Source organism: Halorussus vallis (assembly GCF_024138165.1).
GTDB classification, from domain to species: Archaea; Halobacteriota; Halobacteria; order Halobacteriales; family Haladaptataceae; genus Halorussus; species Halorussus vallis.
This window is the reverse complement of sequence record NZ_CP100000.1, coordinates 2,369,257-2,387,230: the sequence shown is the minus strand read 5'-3', so window position 1 is coordinate 2,387,230 and position 17,974 is coordinate 2,369,257. Positions and strand designations below refer to the sequence as shown.

Sequence of the window (17,974 nt, the reverse complement as noted above, 5' to 3'; positions counted from 1 at the left end):
TACCTTTGACGACCCGCGGGCCAACGAACACCATGGACGGACGCCTTCGGGACGACGAGGTGGTCGTCGGCGGCGACGCCCGCCAGCGGTACTACGACTCCAGCGGTTACGGCCGCCCGCTCGGCGGACAGAAGGTCGCGCTGTCGCGCGTCGAGGCCGCCTACCTGCTGTTCAAGGGAGACCTCGAATCGGTGTCGGGGATGGGGTTCCGCGAGTTCCTCGCCAGCGAGGAACTGGTCACGCGGTTCCTCGTCTACGCCGACCTGCGCGACCGGGGGTTCTACCTCTCGCCCGACCGCGAGGGGTGGGTGAGCGCGCCCCGGTCGAACTCCGACCTCGTGGTCTACCCGCGCGGCAAGGGACCGTGGGACGACGAGGTGCTGTACCGGATTCGCGTCGTCGGCGAGCGCGCCGACGTGCCCGCCGACCAACTGGGCGACGTGGTGCTGGCGGTCGTCGACGAGGAGAGCGAGATTACCTACCTCGAAACCGAGCGCGCCGACGTGCGCGGGAGTTCGACGACCGACCTCCCCTCGAGCGTCCCGGCCGACCTGCTGGGCGACCGCGCGCTCGTCTGGGACCCGCCCGCCGAACTGCACGACAGAGCGTTCTACGGCCAACCGCTCGCGGACCGCGACGCGGACGACCCCCGGGCGCTCCAGCTCTCGCTGGTCGAAGCGGCCCACCTGGCCGACGAGGGCGTCCTCGAACTCGACCCGACCGCGGCCCGCGACCGCGGTCGGGACGCCGAGGGCGAGCGGTTCGCGCGCCGCCTCCGCGTCTACCGGGCGCTCCGCGAGCGTGAGGTGGTTCCCAAGACCGGGTTCAAGTTCGGCGCCGACTTCCGGACCTACGCGGACGTCGAGTCGGTCGACGACCTGGGCCACTCGGAGTGTCTCGTCAGGGTGCTCGCGCTCGGCCACGACTTCGAGCCGCGCGACCTCGCGCTCGACGTCCGACTCGCCCACGGCGTGCGCAAGCGGATGGTGTTCGCGCTCACCGACGGCGAGCGCGTCGAGTGGCTCGGCGTCTCGCGACTGACCCCCTGAGTCGAACGATTCGGCAACAGTTAACCGGACGCGTCCGGAGAACTCGAACATGGAAACTTCGACCGCGGACACGCTCGAACCGCTCGGCATCGGCTTCGGCGCGTTCCTCGTCCTCGTCGGCATCGCCACGCTCGTCGGAACTCCCTGGGCCTACAAGTCCGGGGGTGCGCTACTGCTGGTCGGACAGGTGCTCGGCGCGCTCGCCGCCGTCGCTATCGGCGCGGGACTCGCGTGGATAGCGCGAAAATAGGAGTTCGGCCGCTTACTTGTTCGGCAGGAACGCCAGACCGACGAGCAGGACGACCGTCAGGAAGCTGAGGATGACGACGCCCCAGAGGCCCGCGATGCGCTCGTTGAAGTGGTTGATGTCCTGGACCTGCTGCTGATAGCCGTCGACGTTCGGCGAGAGGACGACGTTCCCGTTTCCGGGGAAGTGGGCGACGAACGTCCGGTTATCGGTGGGCGGTCCGAGGTCGACCGCGCCGCCCTCGCTGAGCGACACCTGGTTGGTCTTGGGTGCGTTCCAGGCCAGCGTCGCCGACTCCGTGGTGACGTTTCTCACCGTCGTCCGGTTACCGTTGAACTGGAACGTCTGGCCCTCGGAGTACCGGCGGGTGTCCGGTTGACCGAACTGCTGGCGCTTGTACTGGTCGACCGGCACGAGCGACTTGTTGCCGCCGCTCTGGTTGACGACAACGAACGTCTGGTTGCCCTGCTTGACCGTCGTCGTGTTGTCGCTCAGGTTGAACTCCTGGCGGAGCGTGAACTGGTTCGGGTTGGAGGTGTTGGGGATGAACACCCGGTAGGTGTTGTTGTTCTGGAACTGGACTGTGGAGTTGTTGGCCCACGTCGCGGTGAACGCCGCCGACTGGTTCGTCCACTCGAGCGTTCCCTGGCCTTCGCCGACAGACGAGACGTTGTACGTCCGCCCGTTGACCGTCACGGTTTCGTTCTGGGCGTACGTCTGCCCGTCGACGTCTATCGTAGGCTGCTGGGCCGTACCGATGAGCGAGTACGCACCAGCAGCGACTACGAGAAAGAGGACGGCGTACACCGTCGCTGCGCGTCGTTGCATGTTCGAAGCGACGGACGCGCGCCGTTTAATGGTTACTTTTTGGCCGACGGGACGACGGGACGCCTCGCTCGTCGAGCGCGAGCCTTTTCGGGGCTTCGACCCGGTGTTTCGACCGTGAGCAAACAGGAACTCCGCGAGCGCGTCTGGGACCGCCTCGAAGACGAGGGGCTGGCGCGCTTTCCGTTTCCGCCCCACGGCCGCATCCCGAACTTCGCCGGCGCCGACGACGCCGCCGGCCGACTCGCAGACGTCCCCGAGTGGGAGGCGGCGACGACGCTGATAGTGCAATCCGGACGCCCCGCAGTTGCCGGTCCGGCGCCGCGCGCTGACCGCCGGCAAGACCGTCTACATGGCGGTCCCGCGCCTGCGCGACGAGAAACCGTTCTACGAACTCAACCCCGCGGAGATTCCGCCCGCCGAGCGCGACCGCGCACCGACCGTCTCGCACGTCGAGGAGTACGCCCGGCAGGTCGGCCCCGAAGCGGTCGGGCGCGTTGACCTCGTGGTTTCCGGGAGCGTCGCGGTCACCGAGGCCGGCGCGCGCGCGTCGGAAAAGGCGAGGGGTACAGCGACCTGGAGTACGGCGTCCTTCACGAACTCGGCCTGGTCGACGAGGAAACCACCGTGGCGACCACGGTCCACGACGCGCAGGTCGTCGACGACGAGGTGGATGTCGGCGCACACGACGTGCCGATGGACCTCGTCGTCACGCCGACCCGGACGGTTCGGACCGAGACGGCGTTCGAGCGACCCGGCGGCGTGTTCTGGGACGAGCTGTCCGAAGAGCGAATCGCCGAGATGCCGGTGCTGGAATCCCGGCGGCCCTGATTCCCGGCACGCGAGGTTCTAGAACCGTCGAAGCAACTATAACCGCGCGGAAACCCCGGTTACGGTAGTTATGAACGGCGAGGTAGACGACGTGCTCATCGTCGGGGGCGGTGACGTCGGGTTGCTGACGGCGCTCGGCATCCGAAAGATGAATCCGGCGGTGGACGTCTCGATCGTCGACGACTTCCGACGGGAGGTCCCGCAGGTCGGCAAGAGCACGTACCGGGAGATTCAGAACATCCTCCACGGGACGCTCGAGATAGACGAACCCCGGTTCATCTCGGAGGTGAAACCGATCTGGAAGGCGTCGGTGTACTTCCGCGACTGGTGTGGCTCCCCCGCCTTCCAGTATCCGTTTGACCCGCCGGACAAGTACCCCGGACCGGACACGCCGAACGCCGTCGAACACTACTACTACCACTACGAGGAACTCTACGACAGCCCCGACCATCTGACGAAGTGCGAGGCGATCGTCGCGCAGGGGAAGTCGCCGTGGTACTACGGACCCGACGGCAACCTCGACAGGTACGACGAGGTCGCCTATCACCTCGACACCCGGCGGTTCAACGCGTTCCTGCGGAAACTCTGCCGGGAGCGCGGCGTCTCGCTCGTCGACGACGAGATCACCGCGGTCGAAACCACGGGAGCGCACGTCGACCGAATCCGAAGCGATAGTCAGGACTACGAGGCCGACCTGTACGTCGACGCGACCGGGTTCAACCGCGTCCTCCGGGGCGAACAGGACGTCGAGTTCAGGGACTTCGAGTTCCCGCTGGACGCGGCGTTCAACGTCCGAGTCGACCGACCGTTGGCCGACGTCGTCCCCGCGACCGTCATCGAAACCGGCGACAACGGGTGGTTCTGGCAGATCGACACGTACGACGACCGCGACCTGGGGTACGTCTTCGCGTCCGAGTACGTCACTGACGAGGACGCGCTCGCCGAGTTCCTCGCGTACGTCGAAGACGCGGCTCCCGACGCCACCGCCGGAAGCGACCCGGTCGTCTCCGAGGCCGACGTCGACAGGTACGAGTTCACGTCCGGATACTACGACCGAGCCTGGGTGGACAACTGTCTGGCCATCGGAAACGCCGAGGGGTTCGTCGAACCGCTCCAGTCGACCGCCCTCACCGCCAACGCCTCTCTCGCGGTACAGTTCTCGAATCTGCTGTCGTCCCACGGTCGGCTTGTGGACGACGCGATTCGGGAGGCGTACAACGAGTCGGTCCGGCGCACCGGGGAGTCGATCTACGACTTCATCGCCGTCCACTACGAGTACTCGTCGGGCGACACGGAGTTCTGGCGGGCGATGGGGTCGAGGGAGGGAAGCGTCCGGACTGAACGCATCGCGGACGCGTTCGACCGGTTCGGCTACGACTGGAACGTGGACACAGAGGACACCGGCCGACTGGCAGAACTCAAGATATTCGCGTTGCCCGACTTCTACACCGTCATGCGGAACATGGGCGCCACCTCCGAGTTCTACGAGACGAACGACTTCTACGTGAGCGAGGACATCGCACGCGAGAGAGAACAGTTCTACCGAAACACGAGGGAGCAGGTCGAAAACCACCACCTGACGGTCAGGGAACTGTACAAGGGAGTCATGGATTTCTAGAGCGTCGGCCGTGCATTGCGAAGTCGGTGCGAGTCGCCGTTCGCATTCGGAGGAGACGCTCGTCGTGTGGGGCAGCGGGATTGAACTCGTGGTCGGTCGGCAGTTACGGTCCCATGCGGCGCTCGTCGTGCGTGGATATCGAGAGAAGCCAAGGGCCGGATTTGAACCGGCGGTAGGCGGCTCTGCAGGCCGCTGCGTTCGGCCGGACTCTGCCACCTTGGCGCGGTCTGAGATAAACGCTCGTCGCGCTTAAACATAGCGGTATCCGGCGATTTCCGCGACCGCGAACGGCGTCGCGGCGCGGACCGACTCGAGCATCGAGGCGAGCGCGGCGGCGCGTCAGCGCCGGTGCGCGAGCCGTCGGCTCTCCGATATAAATACAAAAAGCCCCACAGAGCACGCGCTCTGTGGGGCTTTTGATGAAGTATGAGTGGTAGGCGGCGAACCGAATTTCCCAGAGGCTCGCGCACTCCAGTACTCGCCGGAACGCTGGCGGGCTTATCTTCCGTGTTCGGGATGGGTACGGGAGTGACCCCGCCGCTATGGCCGCCTTAACGCCGACTCGCGGAATCGAACCGCGAACTATGTCCAACGTCGGTGGTCCGTCTGACCGTAATGTAAGTGCAATCCAGTTAACGCCTGGATCCGTTTAACGGGTCCAAGTGCGGTATGAATGTGTGGCGTCGATCGGTTAGTACTCGCGGACTGAACGCCTCGTTGCCTCGGCGCGTACATCCCGAGCCTATCGAACTCGTCTTCTACGAGTGATCTATAGCGGTATCTCTTTTCCAGGTGGGTTTCGAGCTTAGATGCATTCAGCTCTTACCCCGTGTTGCGTGGCTGCCCGGCACATGCCCTCTCGGACAACCGGTACACCAGTGGCAACCAATCGTAGTTCCTCTCGTACTATACGATCGTTCCCGTCAGATACCATGACACCCCCAATAGATAGCAGCCGACCTGTCTCACGACGGTCTAAACCCAGCTCACGACCTCCTTTAATAGGCGAACAACCTCACCCTTGCCCGCTTCTGCACGGGCAGGATGGAGGGAACCGACATCGAGGTAGCAAGCCACCGGGTCGATATGTGCTCTTGCCGGTGACGACTCTGTTATCCCTAAGGTAGCTTTTCTGTCATCTATCGCCCGCATCAAGCGGGCTGATAGGTTCGCTAGACCACGCTTTCGCGTCAGCGTCCCTCGTTGTGTAGGACACTGTCAGACTCTCTTATGCTCTTGCGCTCTGTTTCGGGTTCCCGACCCGAATGAGAGAATCTTGGGGCACGCTCGATATCTTTTCGAGCGTGTACCGCCCCAGTCAAACTGCCCGGCTACCGGTGTCCTCCTCCCGGAGTGAGAGTCACAGTCACTAACGGGTAGTATTTCAATGATGTCTGGGTGGCCCGCTAGCGCGGGTACCTCTGTAATGACTCCTACCTATGCTGCACATTAGCGACCGTGTCTCAGCGACAGCCTGCAGTAAAGCTCTATAGGGTCTTCGCTTCCCCTTGGGGGTCTCCAGACTCCGCACTGGAACGTACAGTTCACCGGGCCCAACGTTGGGACAGTGACGCTCTCGTTGATCCATTCATGCAAGCCGCTACTGAAGCGGCAAGGTACTACGCTACCTTAAGAGGGTCATAGTTACCCCCGCCGTTAACGGGTCCTTCGCCTCGTTGTACCGAGTGTTCAGATACCCGCACTGGGCAGGATTCAGTGACCGTACGAGTCCTTTCGGATTTGCGGTCACCTATGTTGTTACTAGACAGTCGGAGCGTCCGAGTCACTGCGACCTGCTCCTCTCCGGAGCAGGCATCCCTTATCGCGAACTTACGGGACTAACTTGCCGAATTCCCTAACGTCGGTTGCTCCCGACAGACCTTGGCTTTCTCCGCCTGAGCACCTGTGTCGGATCTTGGTACGAGCACCGTACTCGCCTTTTCACGGGCCCCAGGTTGGGTCGACTTTCGCTATTCCGCCGTTCGTCCGCTTCGTGCCATTACGGCTTCCACGGATTTGGACGGTTCGACCGGGCGATGGCCCGGCTCGACTTACCCCGAGGCGTCGGCTTTCAATGTACGGTGGTACTGGAATATTAACCAGTTTCCCTTTTGTCCTGCTCGAATTGCGACAGGACTTAGGATCGACTAACCCTCGGCTGTTCAGCATTGCCGAGGAACCCTTGCTCGTAAGGTCGTCGGGGGTCTAACCCGACTAACGCTGCTACTATGGCCAGGATTTTCGTCCCTATTCGGTCCACGCGAGCTCTCGCCCGAGCTTCCGCCCGAATAGAGTGCCAACCTACTGAATCACGGTCTGAACCGTGCCGCCAGGTCTCGGTGGCAGACTTGAGCCCCGATCATTTTCGGCGCCCCGAACCTCGGCCGGTAAGCTGTTACGCTTTTCTTAGAGGGTAGCTGCTTCTAAGCTCACCTCCCGGCTGTCTAGGGCTCGGGACCACCTTCAATCGCACTTAGTCTGCACTTTGGGACCTTAACCCGGCTCTGGGTTGTTCCCCTCCTGGTGCACAGGCTTACCCCGCACACCGGATTCCCTGCGTCGACGGCGTTCGTAGGTTCGGAGTTTGACAGAGGGGCCGACTCCTCTCGGAGTCGGCTCCCTCAATCGGTCGCTCTACCCCACGAACTACCTCAGCAGAGGTCATGCTTCGACATGTTTCGGTTGGAACCAGCTGTTGCCGGATTCGATGGGCCTTTCACCCCTACACATAGGTTACGAGAGGGTATTGTAGGACACCAACTCTAACAGGCCTCCACGTGGCTTTCGCCACGCTTCACCTTACCCATGCGTAGATCATCCGGTTTCGGGTCGTGTCCGATTGACTCCCCGCGCTTGAACACGGCGGCCCTCGCACATAGTGCTGCGGCCATGTCGCTTTCGCTATGCCTTCCCCGATGCTCGGGTTAGACTCGCCAATCAGACACACTCCCTGGCTCGTTTTTCAAAACGTACGACGGAACACCGGCTTCCTGTGAGTCCTACTGCGGGATTGCTCCCGGGTCGTTTATCACAGGACCTTTTGTGCCCCGTCGCTCCATCGCCAACTGATTTCAGGCTCTATTGCACCTCCCTTCTCGGGGTGCTTTTCAGCGTTCGCTCACGCTACTTGTTCGCTATCGGTCTCGAGACGTGTTTAGTCTTGGCCATCGATGCTGGCCGTCTTCACGAGGGATTTCCAACCCCCGATACTCTGGAGCTGACGCACGGTGTACTGGACTACGTTACGGGGTTGTCACCCTGTTTCACGCTCTATTCCAAGAGACTTCACGTAGTCGGTCGACCGCTGAGTGTCAGTCCGAACACCACATTGCCCGTGAGGGCTTCGGTTTGGACTGTGTCGCGTTTACTCGCCGTTACTAACGACATCCCATTCGGTTTCTTTTCCTGTCGATACTAAGATGTTTCAATTCTCGACGTTCCCCATTGCGCAAGGCAATTGCGAGAGGATTCCTATTCGGAGATCCTGAGTTCTTCGCCTCCGTGCGGCTCCCTCAGGCTTATCGCAGCTTGGCACGTCCGTCTTCGGCGCTCGAGCCGAGCCATCCACCAGCTGGCACAGTAGCCACGCTGTTGGAATCACACTGTGACCCGGTTAAACGGATCCAGTGGACGTCTGGATTGCACTTACACACGGTCGTCATCGCCACGTCCCGGAGGTGGCCGGGAGCGTGCATCGAACCCTTCCCACCCACGCTTTCACGAGGTGGTGCATCGGTTGCTTCGGACCCGAACATTTCGTCGCATCCCACTTAAGGGGAGCGATTCAGTTCCGGTCCGAGGTATGGACCCACTGGGATTCGAACCCAGGGCATCCTCCTTGCAAAGGAGGCACTCTACCACTGAGCTATGGGCCCACCTCCCCGGACGGGGAGGGTTTCGTTAGCCTTGGCAGTTCGAAGGTGCCCGACCACCGAAGCGGTCGAGGTCGTCGAGGAACCCTCGTGTTCGTCGCCGAAGCGACGAACGGGTGGGCCAGGCGCGTCGGCCTGGTCCCGGTCTTTAGGAGGTGATCCAGCCGCAGATTCCCCTACGGCTACCTTGTTACGACTTAAGCCCCCTTGCGAAGCCCAGATTCGACCACCGGATGGTGGCCTCATCCGGACCTCACTCGGGTGCTTTGACGGGCGGTGTGTGCAAGGAGCAGGGACGTATTCACCGCGCTCTTCTGAAGCGCGATTACTACCGAATCCAGCTTCATGAGGGTGAGTTTCAACCCTCAATCCGAACTACGATCGAGTTTAAGAGATTAGCGCCCTCTTTCGAGGTTGCAACCCGTTGTCTCGACCATTGTAGCCCGCGTGTAGCCCAGCTCATTCGGGGCATGCTGACCTACCGTTGCCCGTTCCTTCCTCCACGTTAGCCGTGGCGGTCTCCGTAATGTACCCAACTACCGCAAGGGTATTGCTGGCAATTACGGATACGGGTCTCGCTCGTTGCCTGACTTAACAGGATGCCTCACGGTACGAGCTGACGGCGGCCATGCACCTCCTCTCAGTAGGTCTGGTAAGCTCATCACACTGACCATCACTCCTACTGTCGGAGCTGGTGAGATGTCCGGCGTTGAGTCCAATTAAACCGCAGGCTCCTCCGGTTGTAGTGCTCCCCCGCCAATTCCTTTAAGTTTCATCCTTGCGGACGTACTTCCCAGGCGGCTCGCTTCTCGGCTTCCCTACGGCACAGCGCTGGCTCGTAGCCAACGCCACACCTAGCGAGCATTGTTTACAGCTAGGACTACCCGGGTATCTAATCCGGTTCGTGACCCTAGCTTTCGTCCCTCACCGTCGGGTCCGTCTTTCCGAGGCGCTTTCGCCACCGGTGGTCCGTCCAGGATTACAGGATTTCACTCCTACCCCGGACGTACCCCTCGGATCTTCCGGCCCCAAGCCAGACAGTTTTCGCCGGACGCCTGCTCGTTAAGCGAGCAGATTTCCCGACGAACTTGGCTGGCCGGCTACGGACGCTTTAGGCCCAATAATAGCGGCCATCACTCGGGCTGCCGGTATTACCGCGGCGGCTGGCACCGGTCTTGCCCAGCCCTTATTCGTGTACCACCTTACGGTACACAAAAGCGAGGACTATATGCCCTCGCACTCGGAGTCCCCTTATCGCACTGTCGTGCAGTGTAAAGTTTTCGCGCCTGCTGCGCCCCGTAGGGCCCGGAATCTTGTCTCAGATTCCGTCTCCGGGCTCTTGCTCTCACAACCCGTACCAATTATCGGCACGGTGGGCCGTTACCCCACCGTCTACCTAATCGGCCGCAGCCACACCCTATGGCGCCGTAGCGTTTCCAGCTCGAGCCACTCCAGGCATCGAGCCTTATTCGAGATTAGCCTCAGTTTCCCGAGGTTATCTCGATCCATAGGACAGTTTGGCCACGTGTTACTGAGCTTTCCGCCACGAGTATGAACTCGTGCGACTAGCATGGCTAAATCGGACTCCGATAGCAATGGCCTCCGGCAGGATCAACCGGAATGGTTGCCGAGCACGTAATGGCTCGGTGGGTTTCTGGCGGAGACACATAATGTGTCTATCGTGTCTAGGTCCGTCAGTTCGACGACCCCGGACCGAATCGTTGGTCGGGTGTCACCGAACTGCCAAGGCTAACATCAGATCCCATCGTGTACGGCGGACCGCAGGGGTGGAATCCTCATTTCCTTCGGACCCGAAGGTTGGCTTCGACGGGGTTTAAACCCATCGAAGGCCATTCGGGCCGAGATTGCGGGACGAGTTGAACGCCCCGCGAATCGCGTCTGATCTTTTCCGCATTACAGTCCAAACGGCCTTAGTTATTTAAGGCCGTCGGACCGCAGTCGCCCCTCGGAGGAGAACCCCCGAAGGAACTTCGTATCCAATCCGAGGCCCCGTATGTACTTAAGACCGTCGGATTAGAGGCGAACCGGACGTCCGAAATCGCAGGACGCCGTTCACATCCAATTCGAGTGGCCACATACACTTAAGGGCATTGGATTGGGGTTAGCGTCGAGACGCGGCCAAGACGCCTTAAAAAGACGTCGATTCTCGCCGCGTCCCGGAGGCCCAAACCGCAGGACCTCGCTCGTATCTCTACGAATGCCTGGGTTACACTTAAGGCCGTCGGACCGAGTCGGCTTCGTGCCGGTGTAACGTAGCACTCGCGTCGCGATCCGACGGAGCCGAGGCTGAACGAGCGTCGCTGTCGCGCGGGTGGAGAACGGGCCGTTTCATCCGGCGCGTCGTGCGCGTCGTCGCGGCGAGTGCGCCCCGCGCGGCTCGGGGTACGGAGAGGGAGCACAAAAGGGTTGAACTTCGCGGGCGCTACGTCTCGCTATCGGGGTTCGGGCGCACGCGCGTAGAAAACGATTGGTGTGCTCTGCCGACCGCCTCACTCATCGAGGTGTTCGATACCCTGCTTCGAGACGTTGGCCTCGGTGATCTCGCCGGGCATCCAGTCGGGCTTGTCGTCGGGGGCCGACTCGTGCCACGCCCAGCCCTCGTAGATGTGAACCTTGTCGGTTCCCTTCTCCCGAAGTCTGAGTTCGGTTCGGTCGGCCGAATCCTCCGAAGAGGCCGGGTCGAGACGGCGGGCCGCCTTCAGTGCGGCCTGCCGCGGCGTGTTGCCCGAGAAGACGCTCGATTCGTCGCCGTCGGTGCTGCGCAGTGCAAAGTTCCGCTTACCGTCTTCACGTACCATGGTTTTCTCCTCCATGCCAACCCAGCACAGGACCCGTTATAAATATATCGCCGATATGAGCCATTAGCGGCGATACATTTATATGTTGAGCCTGTGCGGTCGTGCGATTTCGCCGCGTTACGCGCAGAATCCCGGCGCGAAGGCCGGTATTTATCCGCGTAATGGTGGGTTTCTCCGCGCTCGCGCCCGGCCCGCGGACGGGGTGGGCGGAAGAGTAAAGAGTCGCCAACCCAGAAGAGGTGACAATCGAAGCGCCCGACCGCTCGAACTCGAACGCCGTCGGCGGCCGAGACGGGGGAGGTCGGTAGAAAACACTTAAGTATATTCTATGGCGAACCTACGCATAGGATACCGCGATGGTACGGAAAAAGAAGCTTAGCCCCAGTGGCGCGAAAGGCGAGGACGGCGAGTACCACAACGTCCACATCAATCTACACGAGGACGAGCTAGCCGTCGCAGGCATGGACATCGGCGACGAGGTGTTCGTGCGCGTCCGGGAGGACAAGATAATCATCCAGAAGGCCGACAAGGACGAGGTCGAACACGAGTTCTGATGGCGAGACGGGGAACTTTTACCGCCTCGGCCTGGCCGGTCGAACGATGAACGCCTACGAGCTGGCGAAACCACTTCTGTTCGGACTACCGCCCGAGACGGCGCACGACTTCGTCCACGCCGGACTTCGGGTCGCACAGGGAACGCCGATAGCCGATGCGATGGCCGCGCGGTACGAAGTCGACGACGAGCGACTCCGCGTCGAGGCGTTCGACCAGCGATTCTCGAATCCGGTCGGCGTCGCCGCCGGATTCGACAAGAACGCCGAAGTGCCCGCCGCGCTGGCGAGTCTCGGCTTCGGCCACGTCGAAGTCGGCGGCGTCACCGCCGAACCCCAGGGCGGCAACCCGCGACCACGGATGTTCCGCCTGCGCGAGGACGAGGGCGTCGTCAACCGCATGGGGCTGAACAACCGGGGCGCCGACGAGGTGGGCGAGCGCCTCGCGCGCACGCACGCGAACGTTCCAGTAGGCGTGAACCTCGCGAAGACCGAGCACGTCTCGACCGAGGACGCCCCCGAGGATTACCGCTACACCTACGAGCGGGTGGTCGAGGGCGGGGATTTCTTCGTGGTGAACGTCTCGTGTCCGAACTCGGAGGGCTTTCGGGACCTCCAGAACCGCGATTCGATGGAGGCCATCCTCTCGACGCTGACCGACGCGGGCGCGAGTCCCCTGCTCGTCAAACTCTCGCCCGACCTCCCGCGGCCGGCGGTCGAGGACGCGCTCGAACTCGTGGACGAACTCGAACTCGACGGCGTCATCGCGACGAACACCACGACCGACCGGCCCGAGAGCCTCCGAAGCCACAACCGCGCCGAGGAGGGCGGCCTGTCGGGCAAACCCGTCGAGGCCCGGGCGACCGAGACGGTCCGGTTCGTCGCCGAGCGCACCGACGTCCCGGTCGTCGGCGTCGGCGGGGTGTTCACCGCCGAGGACGCCTACCGGAAGATTCGCGCGGGCGCGCACGTAGTCCAACTGTACACCGGTCTCGTCTACCGCGGCCCCTCCATCGCGCGCGAGATTAACCGGGGACTGCTCGAACTCTTGGAGCGGGACGGCTTCGACTCGGTCCAGGCCGCGGTCGGCGCCGACCTCGACTGACTCCACCCACCGGGCGGCGGCGTGTCGTCCGACCCCTTATTAATCGGTTTACGAGTGAGCCAACGGCCGGAAAACGGTGAACGTTGAATTGGTCGTATGGTTGAAACTCCCCTGGCGGCGCGGGTGGCGGCGGCGATGGAGTTCGACGAGGCGGACTTCGACGGTCGCGTCGAAGCGGAGGCCGACCGCCTGAAGTCGGCGGTCGCTGACGGGACCTTCGACAGTCCCGACGCCACCGCCGGGATGGAGTACGAGTTCTACGCCGTGGACGAGACGAGCGCGCTTGCTCGCGTTCCGCGCGACCTGCTCGATACCGTGGGCTTCGAGAAGGAACTCGGCATCCACAACGCCGAGATGCAGGTCCGACCTCGACCGCTGACCCCTCGCGGACTCGCGGCCCAGGAGGCCGAGGTGAAAGCGAACGTCGCGGCCGCACAGACTTGGGCCGACGTGGAGGGACTCCGACTCGTCAGCGACGGGGTATGGACGATTCCGCCGTCGGGAACCACCGCGGCGCAGTACCTCTGCGATTACATCGAGGAGGACGGCGTGCAAATCGCCGCGAACATGAGCGAGTCGGTTCGCCACCACGTGATGTCGAATCCGAGCGGGGACCGCGAAGAGGTGGCGTCCGGAATGCGAATCGATCTCCCGAACGCCTCGCTGTCGGCCGACACGGTCCTCCCACAGAGTCTGATCACCTCCACACAGTTCCACTATCGGGTGCCGCAAGCGACCCGCCTTCCGACTTACTTCCGGTACGCGCTCCGGGTCGCCGGACCCCTGCTCGCACTCGCGGCCAACTCGCCGTTCGTCCCGCCGGACCTCTACGACGACGACGCCGACCCCGAGGCGGTCGTCGACGACGCGTGGGTCGAGAACCGGATTCCGGTGTTCGAGACAGTGATGAACCGACCGGACGACTCGCCGGGGAAGGTTCGGTTTCCGAAAGACCTCGAATCGACCGCGGAGGCGATAGACCGCATCGTCGCCGACCGGACCGTGGTTCCGCTCTCGACCGAGTCGGCTGACCCCGACGGCGAGTTCGCCCACTTCCAGTTGAAGCGGGGTACCTACTGGCGATGGGTCCGGCCGGTGTTCGACGGTGAGACGGAGGCGGGCGCGAACGTCCGAATCGAGTTCCGGCCGGTGCCCGCCCAGCCGACCGTCGAAGACGCGTTCTCGTTCCAGGCGGCGTTCGCCGGACTCCTCACCGGCCTCGCCAGCGGGGACCACCCGGTCGGCGACCTCGACTGGGAAACCGCCGAGGAGAACTTCTACGCCGCGACGCGCGACGGCCTCGACGCCGACCTCACGTGGATCACCGCCGACGGCACCGAAACCCGCGACGCCGGCGAACTGTACGACGACCTGTTCGCCGCGGCCCGCGAGGGACTGGAACTCCGCGGGTTCTCGGACGGTCGAATCGCCGAGTATCTCCGGCCGCTTCGCCGCCGCGCGGACGATGGAACGACTCCCGCCGAGTGGAAGCGACGGGAGGTCCGCGAGCGCCTGCGAGGCGGGGCGAGCCTCAAAGCGGCCGTCCACGGAATGCAACGTAGCTACGTCGACCGACAGACGGGGACGCTACTCGACGGGTCGTTCCCGGCAGAATAAGAACTGGAATCGTCTCCCCCTCCGGCCCAGGCGTCGTCGGAGGTCGACGAGAAGCGACGCTACTCCAGGTCGTCCAGTCGGAACTCGAACGCCGCGACGGGCAGTTCGAGGTCGTGCTCGACCAGCACCTCGGGGTGGAGTTCGCCGATCACGCCGACTTCCTCGCCGTCCAGCACGACCGCGGCCGCCCGGCCGTCGATGAACGTCGGGTGGTCGGTCGGCGGCGTCTCGAGGTCGGCGTCGAAGTTGCGCGCGACCGCCTGGAGGCGGGCCTTCGCGTCCTCGTAGGAGGCGTCGTGGCGCGCGAGCACCGCGGCGACCGTCCGGCGCTCGGCGACGCCCGTGTTCTCGCTCTCGTCGACCTCGGCCGCGAGACCGATCTCGGCGAGGTCCTGGGGGTACGCCCGGTGGGTGTTGTTCTCCAGCACCATCGCGAGCGAGGGGAGCGCCCACGTCCGGAGCATCGTATAGTCCTCGCTGTAGGGCTCTTTGATGGTCGCAGGGTCGCCGCCACCGACGACGTCGGTCCCCGGCGAGACGCCCATCCGGTCGAAGTTCTCCGCCTCGCTGATCATGTGGAAGTTCAGCAGGTCCTCGAAGCCCAGTCCAACCAGCACCTCGCGGGCGGCGTCTTCGAGTTTCGAGCGCTCGTGGCGGCCGCCGACGGTGCCGACGTCGGGGTAGCGCGGGTCGAGGTCGTTGAAGCCGTAGGCCCGGCCCACGTCGTCGATCACGTCCACGGGGTGGAGCACGTCGACGCGGTAGGGCGGAATCGACACCTCGTAGGCGAGTTCGTCGTCGCCCACCGTCTCGGGTTCGGCGTCGAGGCCCGACCGCTCCAGCAGGTCGACCACGCGCTCGGCGTCGAAGTCGACGCCGAGGGTCTTCTCGATGCGCTCGTGGGTGACCGTCTTCGTCTTCACCTCGAAGTCGGGCCGCAGGAGGGTGCGGTCGGGGTACTGGACCTCGACCTCCTCGACGGTCGCGCCCCGTGCGGAGAGCGCGTAGCAGATGATGTTGCACATGTGGTCGATGGTCCACTGGTCGGTGCCGGTGAGTTCCACGAACAGGTCCCGCGAGTCGGCCTCCACCTCGGTCCGGCGGCCGTTGATGACCGGCGGGAACGAGAACAGTCCGATGTCGTCGTAGATGGCGGGGTAGCGGTCGTACTCCGCGACCAGCGGGGCGTAGGTTTCGCCGGTCGGGTGAGCGCGCAGGACGTCTTCGGGCGTCATCTCGGTGTCGGCGTCGAGCGGAACGAACCGGTCGCCGTCGGGGGCGATGCCCCGGTAGGTGATGGAGTTGCCGACCTCGGTCTGGCCCTCGGCGGTCGCGGCCTGCCCCTTCAGCATGGTGAGGTCGTGGATGCCGATGGCGCCCTTGGCGCGCTTTCGACCCATCGTCGCGTGGAGTTTCTCCTGCAACTGGATGAGCGAGTCGAGCGCGTCCGCGTCGAGGCTCACGTCCCGAATCACGGCGCCGGTGACGTAGGGGCGCTCGTCGGGCACCGACTCGTCGACTTCGATGGTCCAGTCGGGGTCGTTGGTGTCGGGGACGTAGACGCCGCGGTCGTCGCCGTACTGGTAGCGCAGCGACCTGGCGACACCTTCCACCGAGAGGCGGTCGAGGCGGTCGGGCGCGAACTCCAGTTGGAGGTCGCCGTCGTCGGTTTCGCCCTCGTACTCCAAGCCGAGCGCGAACATGTCGTCGATGAGTTCGTCGTCCGATTTCTCGTCGTGGCCGGTCAGTTTCCGGAGTTCGTCCGGATTCACGTCGACGACTGGCATCAGTGAAGCACCTCCGTGTCCCGCAGCAGTTCCAGGTCACACAGCGTCCCGTGGACGTCGCGGATGTCCTCGAAGCCGTACATCAACATCAGCAATCGCTCCAGGGCGAGGCCCCACGCCATCACGTCGCAGTCGATGCCCAGCGGTTCGAGCACCTCCGGTCGGAACATCCCCGAGTTGCCGATCTCGACCATCTCGCCGGTCGTCGGGTGGGTGCCGAACAGTTCGAAGCTCGGCTCCGTGTACGGGTTGTAGTGGGGCTTGAACTCGATGTCGGTGATGCCGAACTGGGCGTAGAACTCCTCGAAGGTGCCCATCAGGTCGCGGACCGAGAGGTCCTCGGCCATCACCCAGCCCTCGATCTGGAAGAACTCGAGCAGGTGGGTCGGGTCGAGGGTGTCGTTGCGGTAGACTTTCTCGACGCTGAAGAAGCGCTTGGGCGGTTCGAGGTCGCCGACCTCGTGGCCCGAGAGGTAGCGCATCGACAGCGAGGTGGTGTGGCCCCGGAGCGCGACGGCCCGCGCGAAGTCCTCGGACCACGGCGAGTGGTAGCCCTCGCCGTCGTCACCGACGCCGTGCATGTGGGCGTCGTGGACGCGCTCGACCAGTCCTTCGGGCAAGTCGCGTATCTCGGTCGGATTCGAGAGCGCGAAGCGGTCCCAGTGGGTCCGTGCCGGGTGGTCCTGGGGCATGAACAGGCAGTCGTTGATCCAGAAGTCGGCGTCGGCGTGGGGACCCTCCATCTCCTCGAAGCCCATGCCGACGAGGGTGTCCTTGACCCTGTTCGCGGTCTGGCGCAGGATGTGGGTCTTGCCGCCGTCGAGGCGCTCGGCGTCGGCCTCGACGTTGTACTCGGCGAACTCCACGTCGCGCCACTCGCCGGAGGTGAGCATCTCGGGGGTGAGTTGGCCCACGGTTTCGGCGGCCTCGACGCCCTCCATCAGCGCGGTGACGCCCTCCTGGGTCAGGGTCACCGTGCGGACCGTCGACTCGGCGCGGGTAATCAGTCCGCGACTCTCTAACTGGTCGAGGACGTCCTCGTCGGCGACCGGTTCGCCGAGTTCGAGCGCCGAGAGCGCGGCGGCCTCCGCGTCGTTCTCGGGGTCGGCGTCGGGGTCGGCGGTGATTTCGCCGCTCTCGATGGTCCCGTAGCCCTTCCGGGCGTAGTTCGAGAGCGCGATGTCGACCTGCGGGCCCTCGAGTCCCGACTGGCCGATGACCCGACCCATCTGGGCGGGGTCGTCGTCTGCGCCGGCGTCGAGGGCGGCCTCGAAGAGGCGAATCTCGGGGAGCGCGTCTTCGAGGTACTCGCGGGCCTCGTCGGTGAGCGCCACCGTCTCCTCGACGGACTCTTCGACCTCGACGAGCCCCTCGGATTCGAGTTCGAAGGCGGCGCCGGTGGCCGTCTCCGGCTTGAGGTCGGCCGTCTCGGCGAGTTCGTCTATCGGCTGTGCGTCGTTCGCGCTCGCGGCTTCTAACACCGCGACCTGTGATGCTGGTAGTTTCATCGTCTGGGCTGTCTTTGCTTTGTAGTCCCCGTGCCACCGTTTATCGTTTCTGAAGCGCGGTCGAACGTCTCGGGGGTTTCGTCCCGAATACTCCGACCGGACGCTTCGTGATTCGCGCGGCGAATGCGTGGACTCGCCGCGCGAA

At 63.8% G+C, this 17,974-nt stretch carries 10 protein-coding genes, 2 tRNA genes, 3 rRNA genes and 1 pseudogene; 7 read left to right on the top strand and 9 right to left on the bottom strand.

All coding sequences use genetic code 11. The annotated features are described in order from the left end of the window. Window positions 1–32: 32 nt before the first annotated feature. Entirely contained in the window at window positions 33–1,049 is a 1,017-nt protein-coding gene (gene endA / locus NGM07_RS12090; protein WP_253511752.1) for a tRNA-intron lyase, read from the top strand. 49 nt (window positions 1,050–1,098) lie between these two features. Beyond that, a complete protein-coding gene (locus tag NGM07_RS12085; RefSeq protein WP_253511750.1) occupies window positions 1,099–1,299 on the top strand; it encodes a DUF8123 family protein in 201 nt (66 codons plus the stop codon). Window positions 1,300–1,311: 12 nt separating this feature from the next. On the opposite strand, the gene NGM07_RS12080 is transcribed toward NGM07_RS12085, so the two are convergent. Beyond that, window positions 1,312–2,124, bottom strand: a complete 813-nt coding sequence (locus NGM07_RS12080) for a DUF8231 family protein (RefSeq protein ID WP_253511747.1) — start codon at window positions 2,122–2,124, stop codon at window positions 1,312–1,314. Between the two features lie 114 nt (window positions 2,125–2,238). On the opposite strand from NGM07_RS12080, the pseudogene NGM07_RS12075 reads away from it, so the two are divergent. Beyond that, window positions 2,239–2,952, top strand: a pseudogene (locus tag NGM07_RS12075) (5-formyltetrahydrofolate cyclo-ligase). Between the two features lie 70 nt (window positions 2,953–3,022). Next, window positions 3,023–4,570, top strand: a complete 1,548-nt coding sequence (locus tag NGM07_RS12070) for an FAD-dependent oxidoreductase (RefSeq protein ID WP_253511744.1) — start codon at window positions 3,023–3,025, stop codon at window positions 4,568–4,570. A gap of 146 nt (window positions 4,571–4,716) precedes the next feature. Here the strand turns inward: NGM07_RS12070 and NGM07_RS12065 are convergent. From NGM07_RS12065 to NGM07_RS12040, 6 genes are all read right to left on the bottom strand, one after another. Continuing rightward, window positions 4,717–4,792: transfer RNA gene (locus tag NGM07_RS12065), tRNA-Cys, on the bottom strand. A gap of 210 nt (window positions 4,793–5,002) precedes the next feature. Continuing rightward, window positions 5,003–5,124: ribosomal RNA gene (gene rrf, locus NGM07_RS12060) — 5S ribosomal RNA — on the bottom strand. Window positions 5,125–5,242: 118 nt separating this feature from the next. Beyond that, window positions 5,243–8,162 (bottom strand): 23S ribosomal RNA (locus NGM07_RS12055). 211 nt (window positions 8,163–8,373) lie between these two features. Next, window positions 8,374–8,445, bottom strand: a tRNA-Ala gene (locus NGM07_RS12050). Window positions 8,446–8,592: 147 nt separating this feature from the next. After that, window positions 8,593–10,064 (bottom strand): 16S ribosomal RNA (locus tag NGM07_RS12045). The 16S, 23S and 5S rRNA genes sit together here with 2 tRNA genes alongside, the layout of an rRNA operon. 888 nt (window positions 10,065–10,952) lie before the next feature. Then, entirely contained in the window at window positions 10,953–11,261 is a 309-nt protein-coding gene (locus NGM07_RS12040; RefSeq protein ID WP_253520199.1) for a non-histone chromosomal MC1 family protein, read from the bottom strand. A 356-nt stretch (window positions 11,262–11,617) separates the two neighbouring features. Between NGM07_RS12040 and NGM07_RS12035 the strand changes: the two genes are divergently transcribed. The 3 genes from NGM07_RS12035 (at window position 11,618) to NGM07_RS12025 (ending at window position 14,534) form a co-directional block, all read left to right on the top strand. Then, the gene (locus NGM07_RS12035; protein WP_115798291.1) at window positions 11,618–11,815 is read left to right on the top strand and encodes a hypothetical protein; all 198 of its coding nucleotides are present in this window, start codon (window positions 11,618–11,620) and stop codon (window positions 11,813–11,815) included. 46 nt (window positions 11,816–11,861) lie between these two features. Then, entirely contained in the window at window positions 11,862–12,917 is a 1,056-nt protein-coding gene (locus NGM07_RS12030; protein WP_253511741.1) for a quinone-dependent dihydroorotate dehydrogenase, read from the top strand. 96 nt (window positions 12,918–13,013) lie between these two features. Continuing rightward, on the top strand, window positions 13,014–14,534 hold the full coding sequence (locus NGM07_RS12025; protein WP_253511739.1) for a glutamate-cysteine ligase family protein: 1,521 nt from the start codon (window positions 13,014–13,016) through the stop codon (window positions 14,532–14,534). A 59-nt stretch (window positions 14,535–14,593) separates the two neighbouring features. Here the strand turns inward: NGM07_RS12025 and pheT are convergent, their stop codons facing one another. Together pheT and pheS are read right to left on the bottom strand one after the other, a co-directional pair. Then, window positions 14,594–16,321 (bottom strand): phenylalanine--tRNA ligase subunit beta, encoded by a 1,728-nt coding sequence (gene pheT / locus NGM07_RS12020; RefSeq protein ID WP_253511736.1) that lies wholly within the window; start codon window positions 16,319–16,321, stop codon window positions 14,594–14,596. Then, on the bottom strand, window positions 16,321–17,829 hold the full coding sequence (pheS, locus tag NGM07_RS12015; RefSeq protein WP_253511733.1) for a phenylalanine--tRNA ligase subunit alpha: 1,509 nt from the start codon (window positions 17,827–17,829) through the stop codon (window positions 16,321–16,323). Before pheS ends, pheT begins: the two co-directional genes overlap by 1 nt. Window positions 17,830–17,974 lie beyond the last annotated feature (145 nt).